Below are 16,118 nucleotides of genomic sequence, written 5' to 3' on the forward strand. Positions count from 1 at the left end.
GTCCTTCCTCCTTATGCGATCGTCTTGCTCTCACCCTTGACGGGGCACGCAGACCCTTCTGTCTCCGTGTTTCCCTCCGAGGCGGACGATGTCCACCTCCACCCCGTAGAGGGTCTTCAGGTTTCGGGGAGTGAGGACCTCCTCCGGCGGGCCCGGGCTCAGGTGCCCTCCCCCGTGGAACCCCAGGACCTGATGGGCGCACAGAAAGGCGTGTTCCGGGAAATGGGTGGACACCAGGACCCCCATGCCCCTCCGTCCCATCTGTTCGATGCGCCGCAGCACCAGAAGCTGTTTGCCGAAGTCCAGGCTGGTGGTGGGCTCGTCCAGGACGAGGAACCGGGGTTCCTGCGCCAGCGCCCGGGCCAACAGGACCAGCTGCCGCTCTCCTCCGCTGAGTTCCGTCACCGGGCGTTCTCCCAGGTGGCGCGCCCCCACCGCCTCCAGTGCCTCCTCCGCCAGCCTCCGGTCCTTCCCGGAGGGGGACGCGAAGAGCCCCAGCCGACAGGTGCGCCCCATGAGGACCACGTCCCGCGCCCGGAAGGAGAAGAGGGGTTCCCGGGCCTGGGGGACGTAACCCAGGGCCTGCGCCCTTCGGGCCGCGGGCCAGGGGAGGAGGTCCTCCCCGTCCAGGAGGATGCTCCCTCCCAGGGAGGGCAGCAGTCCCAGGATCGTCTTGAAGAAGGTGGTCTTCCCCGCCCCGTTGGGACCCAGAAGGCAGAGGACCCGCCCCTCCTCCAGGGTCAGGGACACGTCCCGGACCACCTCCCTCCCCCGGTAGCCGCAGGAAAGCCCCCGCACCTCCAGGGCCATCAGAAGGCGGCTCCCTTTCGGGTGGCCAGCCACAGGAAGAAGGGGACCCCCACCAGGGCCGTCAGGATGCCCAGGGGAATTTCCACCGCCGCCAGGATTCGCGCCAGGTCGTCCACCAGCAGGAGGAAGACCCCTCCTCCCAGGACGGAGGCGGGCAGAAGGGCCTTGAAGTCCGACCCCACCGCCATCCGGCAGAGGTGGGGCACCACCAGACCCACCCAGCCGATCATGCCGCACACGGAGATGGCTGCGGCGGTGGCCAGGGTGGTGCAGAGGATCACCAGCCACCGGAAGCCCCGGACGTTCAGCCCCAGAGCCCGGGCCTCCTCCTCCCCCAGGGAGAGCACGTTGAGGCGCCAGCGCACCAGGACCAGGGGAGCGATGCCCAGGACCACGGGAGGGAGAAGGAACAGCAGGTCTCGGGGCGCCACGGAGGACAGGCTGCCCATAAGCCAGAAGGTGATGGCCGGGAGCTTGTCGGAGGGGTCCGCCACGTACTTCACCAGGGAGGTGGCCGCGGTGAAGAGGGACCCGGTCATCACCCCCGCCAGCACCAGCCCCAGCAGGGGGTTGTGGCGCATCCGGGCCCCCAGGGCGCAGGCCAGCAGGACCGCCCCCAAACCCCAGAGGAAGGCCAGGGCCTGGATTGCCGGAAAGGGCAGGGAGAGGCAGATCCCCAGGGCCGCCCCGAACCCCGATCCTGCCACCGCTCCCAGGAGTCCCGGAGAGGCCAGGGGGTTGCGGAAGAGCCCCTGGAGGGCCGCTCCGGAGGCCCCCAGGGAGGCTCCCACCAGCAGCGCCGCCAGGATCCGGGGCAGACGGATGCGGAAGAGAACCGTATCCAGGGCCGAGGGGACCGAGGCGTCGCTGGCGTTCAGGGCGGTTTCCAAGGCATGGAGGAGCTGCCCCGGGGAGATGGGGTAGCGTCCCACGGCGAAGGAGAGGAGCAGGGCTCCCAGGGGCAGGGCCCCCCAGAGGAGAAGAGGGCGCAGGAAGGTCTGTTTCCCGAGGGGAAGGGCATCCGGCGCGGGGAGGGAAGGATCGGCTCCGAGGGGAAAGGGGAACGGGGCCGCCCCCTCGGGGGGAAGGTCCTGGGGCGTTTTCGTCCTGACGCGGGAAGTTTCCAACCCCATCGACCTCCTGAGACCCCGAGCATCCCGGAGGCGGGGGCGTCCGAGCCCCCGGAAGAACCACCGGGCTTTCGTTCTTGCAATGCAGTTGCTCTTGCAACCAAGTTGCCACATGATACCACAGTAGGGGCTTTCCCGCGGGAAGGTCCGGTGTTTCGGGCGAAGACAGCTGGAATGGTTTTTGATAGAATGCTCCGTGGGTGACGGTGTTCACAAATCACCCCGGAGGAGGAAGGGCATGGAGCGGTGCGAGGATCGGGCGGGAACGAGACTCCCGTCGGAACGGGTCCCCGGTCCCGGGGGGCTTTCGGGGCTTCTGCTGCCCGGGGTGATCGGGCTCCTCTGGTGGGGGGCCTCCCGCCTGGGGCTCTGGAACCCCTACCTGCTCCCCTCCCCGGAACAGGTCTTCTCCTCCCTGGGTTCCCTGGCCGCGTCGGGGGAGCTGGCCCGGCACGTGGGGGCCAGTGCGGGGCGCATCGCCGCGGGGTTCGGCCTCTCCTCCCTGGTGGCCCTGCCCCTGGGGGTGCTCTTGGGACTGCGCCCCCGCCTGGGTCGCCTGGCCTACCCCACCCTGGAGTTTCTGCGTCACGTCCCGCCCCTGGCGGTGCTTCCCCTGCTGATCCTGTGGTTCGGCATCGGGGAGGGCTCCAAGATGGCGGTGATCCTCCTGGCCACCTTCTTTCCCGTGTTCCTCAACACCCTGGAGGGGGTGCGGCGCTGCGACCCCGGGCTCCTGGAGGTGGGGCGCACCCTGGGTCTCTCGGAGGGGGAGGGGGTGCGGCGCATCGTGCTGCCCGCTGCCCTGCCCTCCATCCTCACGGGGCTGCGCCTGGGGCTGGGCTACAGCTGGCGCTCCCTCATCGGGGCGGAACTCATCGCCGCCGCCTCGGGACTGGGCTACCTGATCCACGACGCGGAGGCCCTTTCCCGGCCCGACGTGATCGTGGCGGGGGTGCTGGTGCTGGGGGTCATCGGGGCCGCTACGGACCACCTCTTCTTCCGCCTTGCCGCCCGGGTCACCCCCTGGCGCCCCCGGGGGGATGCTCGGGATGGATGGGATTAGGCTGGAGGGGGTGCGCCGGGTCTTCCCCCTGGAGGGGGGAGAGGTCCGGGCCTTGGAGGATCTGTCCCTGCGGGTCCCCTGGGGGTCCCTCACGGCGGTGGTGGGGCGAAGCGGCTGCGGCAAGACCACCCTGCTGCGCCTGGTGGCGGGGCTGAACGAGCCCACGGCGGGGCGGGTCCGCTTCCTGCAGGGCAGTGAGGACCTCCCCCGGGAGGCGGTACGGGTGGGGCTGGTGTTCCAGGAACCCCGACTCATGCCCTGGCTTTCCGTGGAGGAGAACCTGGCTTTCCCTCTGGTGGGGCGCCTGGGAAGGGAGGAGATCCGCCGTCGGGTGGACCCCCTCCTGGAACTGCTGGGACTGGAGGGATTCCGCCGGGCCCTGCCGGGGCAGATCTCCGGGGGCATGGCCCAGCGGGTGGCCCTGGGGCGTACCCTGGCCCACGACCCGGACGTGGTGCTTCTGGACGAGCCCTTCGGCTCCCTGGACTACTTCACCCGCCGGGCCCTGCAGGGGGAGATCGGAGAGCTGCACCGGCGCACCGGGAAGACCTTCCTCCTGGTGACCCACGACGTGGACGAGGCCCTGGCCCTGGGGGATTCGGTGGTGGTGCTCCGGCAGGGGCGGTTGGCGGACCGGGTGGAGGTTCCCTTCCCCCGGCCCAGGGACGTGGATGACCCGGTCTTCGCCCCCCTGAAGCGCTCCGTTCTCGGAGCCATCGGGGGCACGGCGGAGGACCCGGGAAGGACGAAGGAGGTCGAGGCATCTTGAAACGGTTTTTGTGGGTCCTGTTGGCGGCGGCGGTCTTGGCGGCGGGGACGGCCTGGGCAGGTCCCCAAGACTTGGCGGTGACCTACGTGAAGGCTCCCCTGAACGTGCCCTCCATCCTGGAGAAGCGGCTGGGGCTCTTCGACAAGGCCTTCGCCCCCCAAGGGATCGCCGTGACCTACCCGGAGCTTCTGGCGGGACCCCAGCAGACCCAGGCCCTGGCGGCGGGGTCCGTGCAGGTGGCCCACTGTCTGGGGGGCACCTCCGCTCTGCTGGCGGCGGCGGGAGGCGTGGATCTGAAGATCGTGGGGATCTACAGCCGGGCGCCTCGGGCCTTCGTGATCCTGGTGAAGGACCCGGCGATCCGCACCGTGGCGGACCTGAAGGGGCGCAAGGTGGCGGGCCCCAAGGGGACGGTGCTCCACCAGCTCCTGGTGGCGGCGGTGAAGAAGGCGGGGCTGGCCCCCTCGGACGTGCCCCTTCTGGGCATGGGGCTGCCCGAAGGGGTGGCGGCGCTCCTCTCCGGCGGCGCGGATGCCGCCCTGGCGGCGGGACCGGCGGTGCCCAAGGCGCTGGAGCAGGGGGCCCGGGTGCTGGTGGACGGGAAGGGACTGGTGGACGCCACCACGGTCATCGCTATGGCGGGGTCCTTCCTGGCGGAGCATCCGGAACGGGCGCGGCTCTTCCTCAAGACCCACCGGGCCGCCCTGGCCCGCATGAAGGCCAAGCCCGAGGAGGCGCTGAACCTCACGGCCCAGGAGACGGGGCTGACGCCGGAGGCGGTGAAGGCCATGCTGCCCCTCTACGACTTCGACCCCACCCTCCGTCCCTCGGACCTGGCGGAGCTGGAGCGCACCCAGGACTTCCTGATGGAAAACGGCATGATGCAGCGCAAGGTGGACCTGAAAGGCCTGGTGCGGACGAGCCTGTAGGTCCGCGAAGCGGCGGCCACCCGTGCCCCGGGGGGTTCCCCGGGGCACGGTCATGTCCGGACCTGTCGGGCGTAGGCCCCCGGGGGCATCCCCACGATGCGCCGGAAGGCCCGGGTGAAGTGGCTCTGGTCCGCGAAGCCCAGCTCCGCCGCCGCCCGGGCGGCGGTCCAGCCCCCCCGCAGCAGCTCCTGCCCCCGGCGCACCCGAAGCTGGAGCTGCCAGGCGTGGGGCGGCATGCCCCAGGTCTCCCGAAAGGCCCGGATCAGCCGGAAGGGACCGCACCCCGCTGCCCGAGCCAGATCCTCCAGGGACAGGGCCTCGGCGAACCGCTCCTCCAGCAGGGCTCGGGCCCGCAGGGCCGGACCGTCCAGCGGGGGAACGGAAGCCTCGTCCCAGCGGGCGTGACGGGTCACCAGCCGGGCCAGGATACCCTGGAGGCGTTCCTGGAGATCCAGGGGGGAGGCGTCCCGGGCCTCCACCTTGCGATGCAGGGTCGCGATGCTCCGGGCCAGTTCCCGGTCCCGAACCACCCCCGCAAGCAGGGGCGGCAGCCCTCGGCGCGACGGGGCCACCTCCCGGGCCACCGAGGCCAGCAGCTCCGGGGGAACGTAGAACATGCGGTAGCTCCACCCCTCCCGATCCGCCCCCTGCCCCGTGTGGGCCTCCCCGGGGAAGGCCAGGGAGACGTCCCCGCACCCCGCCATCTCCAGGGTTCCTCGAAGCCGGAAGGCCAGGCCGCCCCTCTCGATGACCCCGAAAGCGAAGGCTTCGTGGCTGTGTCGGGTGAAGGACTGGGTCCGGTAGGAGGCCCGCAGGACCTCCACGTTCTCCAGCTCCGGACAGGGCACCAGTACCGCCTCCTCCCGGGGCGGGCGGGGTTCCCGATCCTCCATGTCCTCACCTCCCACCCCCATGTTCCCCTTTCGGGGCAGGATCGTACAAGCCCCCCTGCTCCGGGACGATTAGGATGGGGGCATGCGAAGGAGGGGATGTTCGTGGAGATTCGTTGGGATCCTGCATGGGGAACCCTGGCGGCGGGCTGGATGCTCCTGAACGGGGGGAGCAACCCTCCCGTCTCGGAGGCTCTGGAAGCGGAGTGCCGCCGGGGGGAGGAGGAACTTCGGGGAAAGCACGGAGGGGCGGACCGGGGAGCCCTGAAGGAGCTGCCGGTCTACCGGGACTACGAAGCCTATTACCGGCGCTTCGGCAAGTCCTACCACGTGAGGTTGCAGCTGGAGTCGATCCTGAAGGGCAAGAAGGTGCCCCCCGTGTCGGCCCTGGTGACGCCCCTGTTTCTGGCGGAGCTGGAGACGGGGGTGCTCTCTGCGGGTTACGATCCTCTGCGGCTTGCCTTCCCCCTGGAGGCCCGCCCGGGAAGGGAAGGGGAGACCTACCAGCTGTTGGGCAAGGGACGGGATCAGACCGTCGTCCCCGGGGACCTGACCCTGGCGGACCAGAGGGGAGTGGTGGGGACCATCCTCCACGGACCGGACCAGAGAACCTGCCTGGACGGGGAGAGCCGGGCGGCGCTGTACGTGGTCTATCCGGTGCCGGGTCTGCGGGCGGAGACGGTGCACCGCCATCTGGACCGGGTGCGGGATCTGGTGCGGCTGGCCCTGCCCGGGGCCGCGGAGGAGGGACGGGAGGTGCTGGAGGGGGCATGAGCCCCGCCGACGACTGACGCCGTCCTCCCCCGGTGGTACCCTGGGGCGCAGGGAGGCGAAGTCATGGCGGATGGGCGGATCGAAGCGCTTCGGGGGTGGATCCGGCGGGGTCTGAAGGCCCCCCACGAGTCGGTGAGGTTAGGGGTGCTCCTGGCCCTGGTGGGAGGGTTCCTGGACGCCTACACCTTCCTGGGCTGGGACGGGGTCTTTGCCAATGCCCAGACGGGGAACCTGGTGCTCATCGGCATCGCCGCCTCCCTGGGGGATTTCCGGCAGATGGGGACCTATCTCCCTCCCATTCTGGCCTTTGTGGCGGGGGTGTTCGTCGTGGAGGCGGCCAAGTCCTCCTCCCTGTCCGCCCGGCTGGACTGGGGGCGCTTCGCCCTGACTCTGGAGATCCTGACCCTCACCGTCGTGGGGTTCGCCCCCCGGGGGACCCCACCCCTGTTCGTCAACGCCGCCGTGTCCTTTGTGGCCTCCGTGCAGGTCTGCGCCTTCCGCCGTCTGGTGGATGCCCCCTACAGCACCACCATGATGACGGGAAACCTGCGGTCCGCCTCTCAGGCCCTCTGGGTCGCCTTGGCCCGAAGGGATCCGGGGGAGCGGGAGAAGGTGGGGCGCTACCTCACGGTCATCGGCTTCTTCACCCTGGGGGCGCTGATCGGGGGTGTCCTGACCTCCCTGGGGGGAACCCGATCTGTCTGGGGGGCGGCGGGGCTCCTGGCGGCGGCCCTGAGCCTGTATGTCCGGGAGGGGGCGCCGGACTAGAGGGTCGGTTCGCGGGAGACTTGATCCCGCAGGAAGGCCAGGGAATCTCCCCGTTCCAGGAGTCCCTTGCGGCCCAGGGAGTGGAGGTGGGCCAGCAGTTCTTCCAGGTCCTCCGCTCCGTCCCGCACCAGGGCCACCTTCCCGGGGTAGAGGGTGTAGTGTTCCCGCGCCCCCGGGGGGGTGAGGTTGGGCATGAGCACGTTGGCCCCCGCCGCCAGCATGGCCTCCCGGCCCCCCGCGTCCCGGGACCCCGCGGCGGTGGTGGCGGGGATGTTGGCCTCGGGAAGGAGCAGTCGCAGCAGTGCCACCAGCCGTACCGTATCTTCCATGGAGCCCGGCTGGGCCCCCGCCAGGGGGGTGTCCGGATGGGGGAGGAAGGGGCCGATACCCACCATGTGCAGCTTCAGGGAGGCGCAGAGGCGCAGGTTCTCCCGCCTCGTTTCCTCCGTCTCCCCCGGGAGGCCCACCAGAAAGCCCGACCCCACCTCGAAGCCCCCGTCCCGCAGGTCCTGCAGGGCCTCCAGCCTTCGGGCCAGGGTCTGCCCGGGCTTGAGGCGGGAGAAGAGTTCCGGGTCGGAGGTCTCGAAGCGCAGCAGATAGCGGTTCGCCCCCGCCTCCGCCAGGCGACGGTAGTCCTCCCGGCTCTTGATGCCGCAGCTCAGGGTCAGGGCTCCTTGGTCCCCCAGAATGATCCTCAGCCGCTCCGCCAAGCGGCAGAGGCGGTCCGTGGTCCAGTCCGGGTCCTCGCCCCCCTGAAGGACGAAGGTCCGAAAGCCTCGATCCCAACCCCGCCGCACCGTGGCCTCGATCTGGTCCTCCGTCAGGGAGTAGCGCACCGCCCGGCCGTTGCCCCCCCGGATGCCGCAGTAGGCGCATCCCTGGGTGCAGCGGTTGGTGAACTCCAGCAGCCCCCTCAGCCACACTCCGTCCCCCACCCGCCGGCGTCGCACCTCGTCGGCCCGGGCGATCAGCTCCGGCAGGGGCAGGGCCCAGAGGGTCTCCAGGTCAGGCGGAGACGGGTTCATGGCTGCGCCGGAAGCTGTGGTACAGGGCGTGTTCCACCGGGAAGGGCTCCAGCGCCCGGGGCAGGAGCCCCTTGGCCCAGGCCAGGAAGAGGCCGTAGTTGGTCCCCGGCACGTCCGCCTCCCGGAGGAGGGCGATGCGGCGCAGCATGTCGTTGCGGGTGGTCATGCAGCCCGCGCAGTTGATGACGTAGTGGTAGTTTCGCAGCTCCTCCGGGGAGGGCACGTCCTGGCGCAGCTCGAAGGCGGCCCCGGCCCGCACCAGGCGGCGGAAGAGGTTGGGGATCTTCACCGTGCCGATGTCGTCGTCCATGCGGTGGTGCTTGCACGATTCCAGCACCAGGACCCGGGGGGATTCGGGCAGCTCCTCCAGCCGCTGGATCCCCTCCACGAAGAAGGCCAGGTCCCCCTTCTTCCGGGCGAAGAGGATGGAGAAGGACGTGAGAAGCTGGTCCGGCGGCAGGATCTCCCGGACCTCGCTGAAGGCCTGGCTGTCCGTCACCGCCAGGGCGGGGCGGACCCCCAGGGAGGCGTAGCACGCTCCCAGCTGGTGCTCCTTGGCGATGGCCATGAAGCAGTCCTGGTCCAGGATATCCCGGATCACCTCCACCTGGGGAAGGATCATCCGGGCCTTGGGGGCGGAGGAGTCGATGGGGGTGATCAGGAGCACCAGGTCGCCCGCCTGCACCAGCCCCTCCAGGGGGGTGATCTCCCGCTCCACCTGGTCGGAGAACTGGCGCAGGGCGGCGTTCAGGTCCTCGATGCCCCGGCCCGTGAGGTTGTCCACGGCGATCTTGCGGAAACCCGGGGCGAAGCGCCGCTTGGCCTCGGCGATCTCCCGGTCCGACCGGGTGAGCACCACCAGCACCGGCTTGTCCCGGCGGTGCAGCTCCTCCGTCAGGGCGATCTCGTCGGAGGTGGGTTCCTCGTCCCCGGGGGTGACGAAGAGCACGATGTCCGCCGTCTCCAGCCTCTTTCGGGACCGCTCCGTCCGCAGGGTTCCCAGCTCGTCCTCGTCGTCGTCGTACCCCGCCGTGTCCGTCACCGCCACCGGGCCCAGGGCCCCCATCTCCACGCTGCGCACCACCGGGTCCGTGGTGGTGCCGGGGCGGGGCGAGACGATGGACGCCTCCATGCCCAGCATCCGGTTCACCAGGGAGGATTTCCCCGCGTTGCGCCGCCCGTAGACCACCACGCTGATCTGTTCCGCCAGGGGAGTTCGGAGCATGGATGCGCCTCGTTTCTTTGAAAGGGTTTTGGGTTGGATGCCCAAACCCATCATATCGTTTGTTCCTGGGAGGTCAATGCCGAGGGCGGGGCTTCGTCAGGGTTTCCTCCGGCAGGGGCACGCAGGTTCGCATGTCCGGGTTTTCCGGTACTTCCAGAACCCGCACCGCCACACCGTAGGCCTCCCGGATGAGGGATTCGGTGACCACCTCCGAGGGGGTCCCGCAGCGAAGGAAGCGACCGTCCTTGAGGATCGCCGCGGTGCTGGCGGAGGAGAGGGCATGGTCCGGAACGTGGGAGGTCAGGAGTACCGAAAGACCTTCCCGGGCCAGGGTCCCGAGGGTGCGAAGGAACCGGGTCTGGTTGCCGAAGTCCAGGTGTGCCGTGGGTTCGTCCAGCAGGAGGAGTTCCGCCTGCTGGGCCAATACCGAAGCCAGCAGCACCAGCTGTCTCTCCCCTCCGCTGATGTCCGTATAGGGGCGGTCCCGCAGGGGGAGTACCCCCAGGCGGTCCAGGGCTTCCTCCGCCAGGTGTTGGTCCCGCTTTCCGGGGGAGCCGAAGATCCCCAGATGGGGCGTCCTGCCCAGAAGAGCCACCTCCAGCGCCGTGAAGGGGAAGACGGGGACATGGTTCTGGGGGATGAAGGCCACTCGGCGCGCGATCTCCCGACGTCCCCAGCGGGAGAGGTCCTGACCGTCCAGGAGGATTTTCCCGGAGGCGAGGGGCAGCAACCCGTCCAGACACTGGAGGAGGGTGGATTTCCCCGTGCCGTTGGGGCCCAAAAGGCAGAACACTTCGTTGGGTGTCATGTCGAAGCTCAGTCCCCGGAACACCTCCCGCGATCCGGGGTAGGCGAAGGTGGCGTCCCGAACCTGAAGCTTCATCGCCAGGCCACCCGGTTGCGGCTCAGAAGCCAGGCGAAGAAGGGCGCCCCGATCAGGGCCGTGAGGATTCCCAGGGGGATTTCCGACGCCGAGAGGGTCCGGGAGAGGGTGTCCACCAGGAGAAGGTAGAAAGAGCCCAGGGAGATGCTTGCGGGGAGGAGGCGGCGGATGTCCGGTCCCACCAGGAGGCGGCCGATGTGGGGGATGACCAGCCCCACCCACCCGATCACCCCGGCAAGGCATACGGCGGAAGATGTGAGAAGGGTACAGGCCAGGATGACCAGCCACCTCTCCCGGACCACCTCCGCCCCCAACGCTTGAGCCTCCTGCTCTCCGAAGGCCAGGAGGTTCAGTCGCCAGCGCAGGGCCAGCAGAACCCCCAGTCCGACCGCCATCATGGGAGCGACCGCCAGGAGGTTTGTGAGGGAGACCCGGGCGAGGGACCCCATGAGCCAGAACACCATGGCGGGGAGCTTCTCGTAGGGGTCCGCCTGGAACTTCAGCAGGGAGATCAGGGCGGAGAAGAAGGACCCCACGATGATGCCCCCCAGGACGAGCACCAGGGTGGAGGCTTTGCGGTAGATCCCGCTGAGACCGGTGGCACCCAGCACCGCCACCATGCCGAAGAGGGTCGCGGAAAGCTGCACGATCCATCGGGTCTCGGTGAAGAGAATGGCGAGGCAGGCTCCGAACCCCGATCCGGCGGCGACACCCAAGACGTAGGGAGATACCAGGGGGTTGCGGAACAGTCCCTGGAAAGCGCAGCCCGAAGAGGACAGGGCGGCTCCTACCATCATGGCTCCCAGGGCCCGAGGCAGACGCAGGTTCCAGAGGACCGTCTCCATGGTGTCGGGCCAATGGGGCGTCAGAGGGAAGAACTTTGCCGCCAGGATCTTCAGCACCGTCGGCAGAGGGATGGGGTAGCGTCCGAGGGTGAAGGAAAGGAGGAACAGAGTCAGGGGCAGGAGCGGTAGGAGAAGCGCCGCCCTCGCCCCTTGGGGTTTAATCATCCCCCGGATAGGGTATTCCGTAGAAACGGGTGTAGAACTCGTTCACCACGGGTTGGATGTCGATGTCCGCGAAACGGGCGGGATAGAGTTTCTTCGCCATCCACAGCTCTCCCAGGGCCATGGACTCCGGGCAGGGGTGTCCCCAGGGTTTCACGTACTCCGGGGTGAGGTAGACCCGCCGATCTCGGACCGCCCGAACCTTGCCCCATGTGGGGTCCTTGCGGATGTGCTCCGCTACCTTGGCGTACCGGTCCTGCACGAAGATCACCTGGGGATTCCAGAGCAGGATCTGCTCCATGGTGACCTGGGCATAGCCGTTGATGCCCTCCGCCACGTTCATGCCCCCGGCTCGGTCCATGATGACCCCCGTGTACTTGCCTGTGCCGTAGGTGTACAGGTCCGGGTTGGCCATGTAGCAGGTGGTGCGGTCGCCTCGGGGGATGCCGGCGGTTCTTGCCCGGGCCAGGTTCCGCCATTTGAAGGTGAAGTCCAGGAGTGCCTTGGCCCGGGGCTGCACCCCCAGGACCTCTCCCAGAAGAGTGATCCCTTCCCTCATGCCCTCCGTATAGGCCTGGTCGGGGTTCTTCAGTTTCGGGTTGAGGCGGGAAGCCTCCTCGTACCGGGCCTTGTAGAGCGCCAAGGCCAGCACCGGAACCCCCGCGTCCTCCATCTGCTGGATCATGTCCTTCGGGGCGTAGTGGGTCACGATGACCAGGTCCGGTTTGAGGCGCAGAAGCTCCTCCATGTTCACCTCGTTGAGACCGCCGGGGGTGGGGAGCTTTTTCAGAGCCGGACAGATCTTCGTGATCCCCGCGGGCAGATCCTTCTGCCAGGTTCGGGTGATCCCCACCAGCCGGTCCGCCGCCCCCAGCTCGATCAGGATGTCCACTCCGTGGTGCATGAGGCACACCACCCGGTCCACCTTCACCGGTACCGCCACCACCCGGCCCAGCTGGTCCACCACCATGCGCTTCTCCGCCCCGAAGGAGGGCAGGGGCAGGGCGAGACACCCCGCGAGCAGGATTCCCAGAAACCACAGGCCGCTGTGCTTGAGCAGTCGATCCTTCATACGCACATCTCCCCGAGAAACGAAATGACCCCTTCCCGCAGGAAGAGGTCAGGAGAAACGGCACACCGGAACCCCCTTTCCAAGCGGGAGGCGGTCCCGTTTCCAGGCACGCCCGATGGCCCGATTCCTTAGGCGATGCCCTTAGGAAGAGGGGCTCGGAGGTTGAAACCAAGTTGCTTCCGAAGACTTTAATCGGAGCATCCTCGCCTGTCAAGAAAGGGGCCTGCACTACCAGAGGATCCGTGCCGCGCCCTCTTGGGCGTGCTATGGTGGGGTCATGGGACAGGAGAGGGAAGACAGGGGCAAGAGGCGGTTTCCGACGAAGCGGGTGGGGGTGTTCGTCCTGGCCCTGGCGGTGGGGGCCTTGGAGCTTTCTCCCGGCCCGGCCCCGTCCCGGGTGGCCCCGCAGGAGTTGGCGGAGCTTTCGGGGGTGGAGAACCCGTCGGCGGGGACGGGGTTCTACCGTCCTGCCCCCACCCTGTCTCCGAAGGGGCTGATCTCCTTCGACGACGACCGGTTCGAGGGGATTTACCGGGAACTCTATGACCACCGGACGCGCTACCTGGGGCGGGAGGTGGAGCTTCGGGGCACCGTGCGGCGGGAGGAGGGGCTTCCGGAAAAGGGCTACCTGGTGGGGCGGAGGCTTCGCTGGTGCTGCGAGAACGACGAGGTCTTCCTGGCCTTCGTGGTCCTGGGGGGCAAGGCTCCTCCGGATGGGACGGGGGTGCGGGTTCGAGGGCGCCTGGTGGAGGTGTCCACCCGGGACCCGGAGTCGGGGAAGACCTTTCCCGTCCCTGCGGTGCGGGCCCATGCCGTGTCCCCCGACGAGGGGTTCTCCCCGGTGGTCTTCCCGGCCCCCTAGAAGGCCAGCAGCACCGCGAAGGCCAGCACCAGCAGCGAGCCCCCCACTTCCAGGACGGTGCGGATCCGGTCGCCCCGTCGGGGGTCTCCCTTCCCCAGGGGGATCAGGCCCCGACGGACCCCCATGGCCCCCATCTCCACGGCGAAGAGGGTGACCCCCATCCCCAGAGAGAGGGCCAGTACCGCCAGAACCCCGAGCCCCAGGTGTCCTGCGGAGATCCCCAGAAGGAGCAGCAGCGCCGCCCCCGGGCAGGGAACGATCCCCCCCGCCACTACCGCCCCCCAGGGAGAGGCCCCCTTCTCCCGGGCCCGCTCCATCCGGGAGCAGACGGGGCATGTCGAGGCATCGTGTCCCGCTTCCAGGCGGTGTCTTCTTCGGTGCGCCGCTTCCCGGACCCGCCGGACCAACATCCCCAGGGCCAGGGCCACCAAGGCCAGGGCCGCCCCGCGCTGGATCAGTTCCCGCCCCCTCTCGAAAGCGGTGAGGGAGGCCCGCTCCAGGGCCAGGGCGGTGCCCCCGATGAGGACGATGGAGGACCCCGCATGGAGCGCGGCAGTCAGGAAGGCCGCCGTCGCCGCCTGTCCCAGGGTTGCCCCCTGAGACAGGACGAGTCCCGCCAGGAGGGTCTTCTGGTGTCCCGGCCCCAGGGCGTGCACCACCCCGTAGATTCCTGCCACCAGAGTCAAGGTCCCCACGGCTGCGGAGGTGGAGATGTCCATCAGGGCGGTCATGCGGCTTTGCAGCGCCCTCTGCCAGTGGGTCAAAACCGATACCCCCGACAGATTTCGGACCACCCGAGGGGCGGGAGCGTTTCCGGGAAGAAAGGGGTTGCTTGCTCCCGCCGCAGTCCCCGGGCACAGCAGGGCCGCCAGGACCGCCGCGGCCCAGATCCTCCGACGAAGCCTCATCGCTTGGCCCCCAGGCGGACCCGAATCTGGGGAACCTCGCAGGTCCCCCAGTATTCCGAAGGGGCCTTCCCCTTGCCCAGGGAGAAGGCCATGGAAAGGCTTCCGTCCCCGGTGGCCTTTCCGGGGTGTCCTTCCTTCCAGAGGGTGTCCACGTAGTAGGAGGTGTCGTAGAGGGCGACCACCAGAGTGGAACCCTCTGCCCGGGGGGCCAGGTCCACGGGCAGAACGAAGCGGTAGACCAGCTTCCCCGTTTCCCCGTCCAGGCGGGGAGAGAAGTCCCGGGCCTTCTTCAGGGGGGGCAGGACCTTGCCGTCCAGCTCCAGGCGCAGAAAATAGCCGAAGTGCTTCAGGTTCTCGAACCCGCCCTTGAACAATGCTTTCGTCTCCTTCTGGTCGAACTTCCCGTCCCCGTTGCGGTCGAAATCCCCCGCCATCCCCTGGCTGAAGGCCTCGTCGAACTCCCAGATCAGCTCCAGGGCCGTCACTCTTCCCTTGGCGGCCCGGACCCGAAGCTCCCCGTCCAGGAACACGTGGGGGTGTCCCCACGCCTGGGAGGACAGGAGAACTATCCCCAGGAAGGAAAGGACGAATCGGCGCGGCAGAGCCTGGAAAAAGGGAACCATGGAATGCCTCCTCGAAGTTCAAGGGCTAAAACTCATGGGTAGGATAGAGGATGCCGGGGGATTGTCAATGGAGCCGGGGCCTTCGGGGCCGGTTCGAGAAAACGCAAAGATCCGGCAATTGCAGGGGTCTTCTCCTTGCGGGTACAATGCTCCCATCCTCAAAAATAAAGGAGACCGAAGAGCCGATGGACGTGGAGATCACGCGGTCGAAAAAACCCTGGGGGTTGTTGGTGCTCCTCCTGCTGCTGGTGGCGGGAGGAGGCTTTCTGGCCTGGCGACACATGAAGGAGGCGGAGAAGTCCAAGGCCTCGGCGGGGGCGCAGATGCCTCCGGTGGTGGTCACCGCCGAGACCCTGAAGGTCCAGGATCTGCCCCTGCCCCTGGAGTACGTGGGCCAGACGGCGGGGCTGAAGCAGGTGGAGGTCCGGGCCCGGGTGGGAGGTATCCTCCTGCGGCGCTGCTACGTGGAGGGCCGCCCGGTGCGGAAGGGGGATCTGCTCTTCGTCATCGACCCCGCCCCCTACAAGGCGGAGCTGGACCAGGCCCGGGGGACGCTGCAGCAGCAGAAGGTGCAGCTGGATCGGGCGAAGATCGAGTACGACCGGGTGACCGCTCTGTTCGAGAAGAAGGCCCTGAGCGAGAAGGACCGGGACGACGCGGTGGCCTCGTACAACGGCGCCCGGGCGGCGGTGGAGGCCGCCTCCGCAGCGGTGCGGCAGGCCCAGATCAACCTGGGGTACACCCAGGTCCGGGCTCCCGAGTCGGGCATCACCAGCAAGGAGACCCGCTCCGAGGGGAACCTCATCACCCTGGACGCCCAGGGAAGCCTCCTCACCACCATCGTGCAGGTGAACCCCCTGTACGTGGACTTCGCCATCCCCGCCGACGAGGCCCGACGCAACGACCTGCTGGCCTCGGAAGGCAAACTGAAGCTCCCGCCCCAGGGGCTGGAGGTGCGCATCGCCCTGGGGGACGGTTCCGTCTTCCCCCGGGTAGGCAAGGTGAACTTCCAGGACCGGCAGGTGGACCCCGCCACGGGCTCCATCAAGGCCCGAGCCGAGTTCCCCAACCCCGACGGGCAGATGCTGCCGGGGCAGTTCGTCCGGGTGCAGCTCCAGGGGGGGGCCCTCAAGAACGTGATCCTGGTGCCCCAGAGGTCGGTGCTCCAGACCCAGCAGGGGAACCTGGTCTATGTTCTGGACGGGAAGAACGTGCCCCACACCCGCCCCGTGGTGCTCTCCGCTCCCATCGGGGACGTGCAGGTGGTGGAGAAGGGGCTTGCGGCGGGGGAACGCATCGTCCTGGACGGGGTGGTGAAGGTCCAGCCCGACGTCCCGGTCCTGGTGACCAGCGGCGACGCGCCGCAGTCCTGAGGAGGCC

17 protein-coding genes and 1 riboswitch are annotated in these 16,118 nt (G+C 68.8%); of the genes, 7 read left to right on the forward strand and 10 right to left on the reverse strand.

Translation table 11 applies throughout. From position 1 onward, the window contains the following. Positions 1 to 30 precede the first annotated feature (30 nt). Together APAU_RS03065 and APAU_RS03070 are read right to left on the reverse strand one after the other, a co-directional pair. Positions 31 to 810 carry an ABC transporter ATP-binding protein gene (locus APAU_RS03065; RefSeq protein WP_006300210.1) on the reverse strand — a complete coding sequence of 260 codons (780 nt, stop codon included), beginning with the start codon at positions 808 to 810 and terminating at the stop codon, positions 31 to 33. After that, the gene (locus tag APAU_RS03070) at positions 810 to 1,937 is read right to left on the reverse strand and encodes a FecCD family ABC transporter permease (protein WP_006300211.1); all 1,128 of its coding nucleotides are present in this window, start codon (positions 1,935 to 1,937) and stop codon (positions 810 to 812) included. Before APAU_RS03070 ends, APAU_RS03065 begins: the two co-directional genes overlap by 1 nt. Before the next feature lie 241 nt (positions 1,938 to 2,178). On the opposite strand from APAU_RS03070, the gene APAU_RS03075 reads away from it, so the two are divergent. Genes APAU_RS03075 through APAU_RS03085 form a run of 3 tightly spaced genes read left to right on the forward strand, consistent with a single transcriptional unit; the run spans position 2,179 to position 4,701 of the window. Further along, complete coding sequence (locus APAU_RS03075) at positions 2,179 to 3,003, forward strand: ABC transporter permease (RefSeq protein ID WP_006300212.1); 825 nt, start codon at positions 2,179 to 2,181, stop codon at positions 3,001 to 3,003. Then, on the forward strand, positions 2,990 to 3,772 hold the full coding sequence (locus APAU_RS03080) for an ABC transporter ATP-binding protein (RefSeq protein ID WP_006300213.1): 783 nt from the start codon (positions 2,990 to 2,992) through the stop codon (positions 3,770 to 3,772). Before APAU_RS03075 ends, APAU_RS03080 begins: the two co-directional genes overlap by 14 nt. Beyond that, positions 3,769 to 4,701, forward strand: coding sequence for an ABC transporter substrate-binding protein (locus APAU_RS03085; protein WP_006300214.1), 933 nt, complete (start codon positions 3,769 to 3,771; stop codon positions 4,699 to 4,701). Before APAU_RS03080 ends, APAU_RS03085 begins: the two co-directional genes overlap by 4 nt. 50 nt (positions 4,702 to 4,751) lie before the next feature. Here APAU_RS03085 and APAU_RS03090 read toward each other — a convergent pair whose 3' ends face one another. Next, entirely contained in the window at positions 4,752 to 5,594 is an 843-nt protein-coding gene (locus APAU_RS03090; RefSeq protein WP_006300215.1) for a helix-turn-helix domain-containing protein, read from the reverse strand. A gap of 102 nt (positions 5,595 to 5,696) precedes the next feature. Between APAU_RS03090 and APAU_RS12460 the strand changes: the two genes are divergently transcribed. Both APAU_RS12460 and APAU_RS03100 read left to right on the forward strand, forming a co-directional pair. Then, positions 5,697 to 6,365 carry a hypothetical protein gene (locus tag APAU_RS12460; RefSeq protein ID WP_006300216.1) on the forward strand — a complete coding sequence of 223 codons (669 nt, stop codon included), beginning with the start codon at positions 5,697 to 5,699 and terminating at the stop codon, positions 6,363 to 6,365. A gap of 63 nt (positions 6,366 to 6,428) precedes the next feature. Continuing rightward, positions 6,429 to 7,133 (forward strand): YoaK family protein, encoded by a 705-nt coding sequence (locus APAU_RS03100; RefSeq protein ID WP_006300217.1) that lies wholly within the window; start codon positions 6,429 to 6,431, stop codon positions 7,131 to 7,133. Here APAU_RS03100 and hydE read toward each other — a convergent pair. The 5 genes from hydE to APAU_RS03125 form a co-directional block, all read right to left on the reverse strand. Beyond that, positions 7,130 to 8,158: a [FeFe] hydrogenase H-cluster radical SAM maturase HydE gene (hydE, locus tag APAU_RS03105; protein WP_006300218.1), complete on the reverse strand. Its 1,029-nt coding sequence runs from the start codon at positions 8,156 to 8,158 to the stop codon at positions 7,130 to 7,132. The two genes, APAU_RS03100 and hydE, sit on opposite strands and share 4 nt — an antisense overlap. After that, positions 8,139 to 9,383 (reverse strand): [FeFe] hydrogenase H-cluster maturation GTPase HydF, encoded by a 1,245-nt coding sequence (gene hydF / locus APAU_RS03110; RefSeq protein WP_006300219.1) that lies wholly within the window; start codon positions 9,381 to 9,383, stop codon positions 8,139 to 8,141. The genes hydE and hydF overlap by 20 nt, the downstream gene beginning before the upstream one ends. Before the next feature lie 73 nt (positions 9,384 to 9,456). After that, positions 9,457 to 10,266, reverse strand: coding sequence for an ABC transporter ATP-binding protein (locus APAU_RS03115; protein ID WP_006300220.1), 810 nt, complete (start codon positions 10,264 to 10,266; stop codon positions 9,457 to 9,459). Further along, positions 10,263 to 11,276 carry a FecCD family ABC transporter permease gene (locus APAU_RS03120; RefSeq protein WP_006300221.1) on the reverse strand — a complete coding sequence of 338 codons (1,014 nt, stop codon included), beginning with the start codon at positions 11,274 to 11,276 and terminating at the stop codon, positions 10,263 to 10,265. Before APAU_RS03120 ends, APAU_RS03115 begins: the two co-directional genes overlap by 4 nt. Next, positions 11,269 to 12,345, reverse strand: a complete 1,077-nt coding sequence (locus tag APAU_RS03125) for an ABC transporter substrate-binding protein (protein ID WP_006300222.1) — start codon at positions 12,343 to 12,345, stop codon at positions 11,269 to 11,271. Before APAU_RS03125 ends, APAU_RS03120 begins: the two co-directional genes overlap by 8 nt. Before the next feature lie 56 nt (positions 12,346 to 12,401). Beyond that, positions 12,402 to 12,518, reverse strand: a riboswitch (molybdenum cofactor riboswitch). Between the two features lie 155 nt (positions 12,519 to 12,673). On the opposite strand from APAU_RS03125, the gene APAU_RS03130 reads away from it, so the two are divergent. Beyond that, entirely contained in the window at positions 12,674 to 13,207 is a 534-nt protein-coding gene (locus tag APAU_RS03130) for a TIGR03943 family putative permease subunit (protein WP_156789415.1), read from the forward strand. On the opposite strand, the gene APAU_RS03135 is transcribed toward APAU_RS03130, so the two are convergent. After that, positions 13,204 to 14,115 carry a HoxN/HupN/NixA family nickel/cobalt transporter gene (locus APAU_RS03135; RefSeq protein ID WP_006300224.1) on the reverse strand — a complete coding sequence of 304 codons (912 nt, stop codon included), beginning with the start codon at positions 14,113 to 14,115 and terminating at the stop codon, positions 13,204 to 13,206. The two genes, APAU_RS03130 and APAU_RS03135, sit on opposite strands and share 4 nt — an antisense overlap. Further along, positions 14,112 to 14,738: a DUF1007 family protein gene (locus APAU_RS03140; RefSeq protein WP_006300225.1), complete on the reverse strand. Its 627-nt coding sequence runs from the start codon at positions 14,736 to 14,738 to the stop codon at positions 14,112 to 14,114. Before APAU_RS03140 ends, APAU_RS03135 begins: the two co-directional genes overlap by 4 nt. Before the next feature lie 185 nt (positions 14,739 to 14,923). Between APAU_RS03140 and APAU_RS03145 the strand changes: the two genes are divergently transcribed. Further along, a complete protein-coding gene (locus APAU_RS03145; RefSeq protein WP_006300226.1) occupies positions 14,924 to 16,111 on the forward strand; it encodes an efflux RND transporter periplasmic adaptor subunit in 1,188 nt (395 codons plus the stop codon). Positions 16,112 to 16,118: the final 7 nt, after the last annotated feature.

It is taken from the genome of Aminomonas paucivorans DSM 12260, assembly GCF_000165795.1.
GTDB lineage: Bacteria > Synergistota > Synergistia > Synergistales > Synergistaceae > Aminomonas > Aminomonas paucivorans.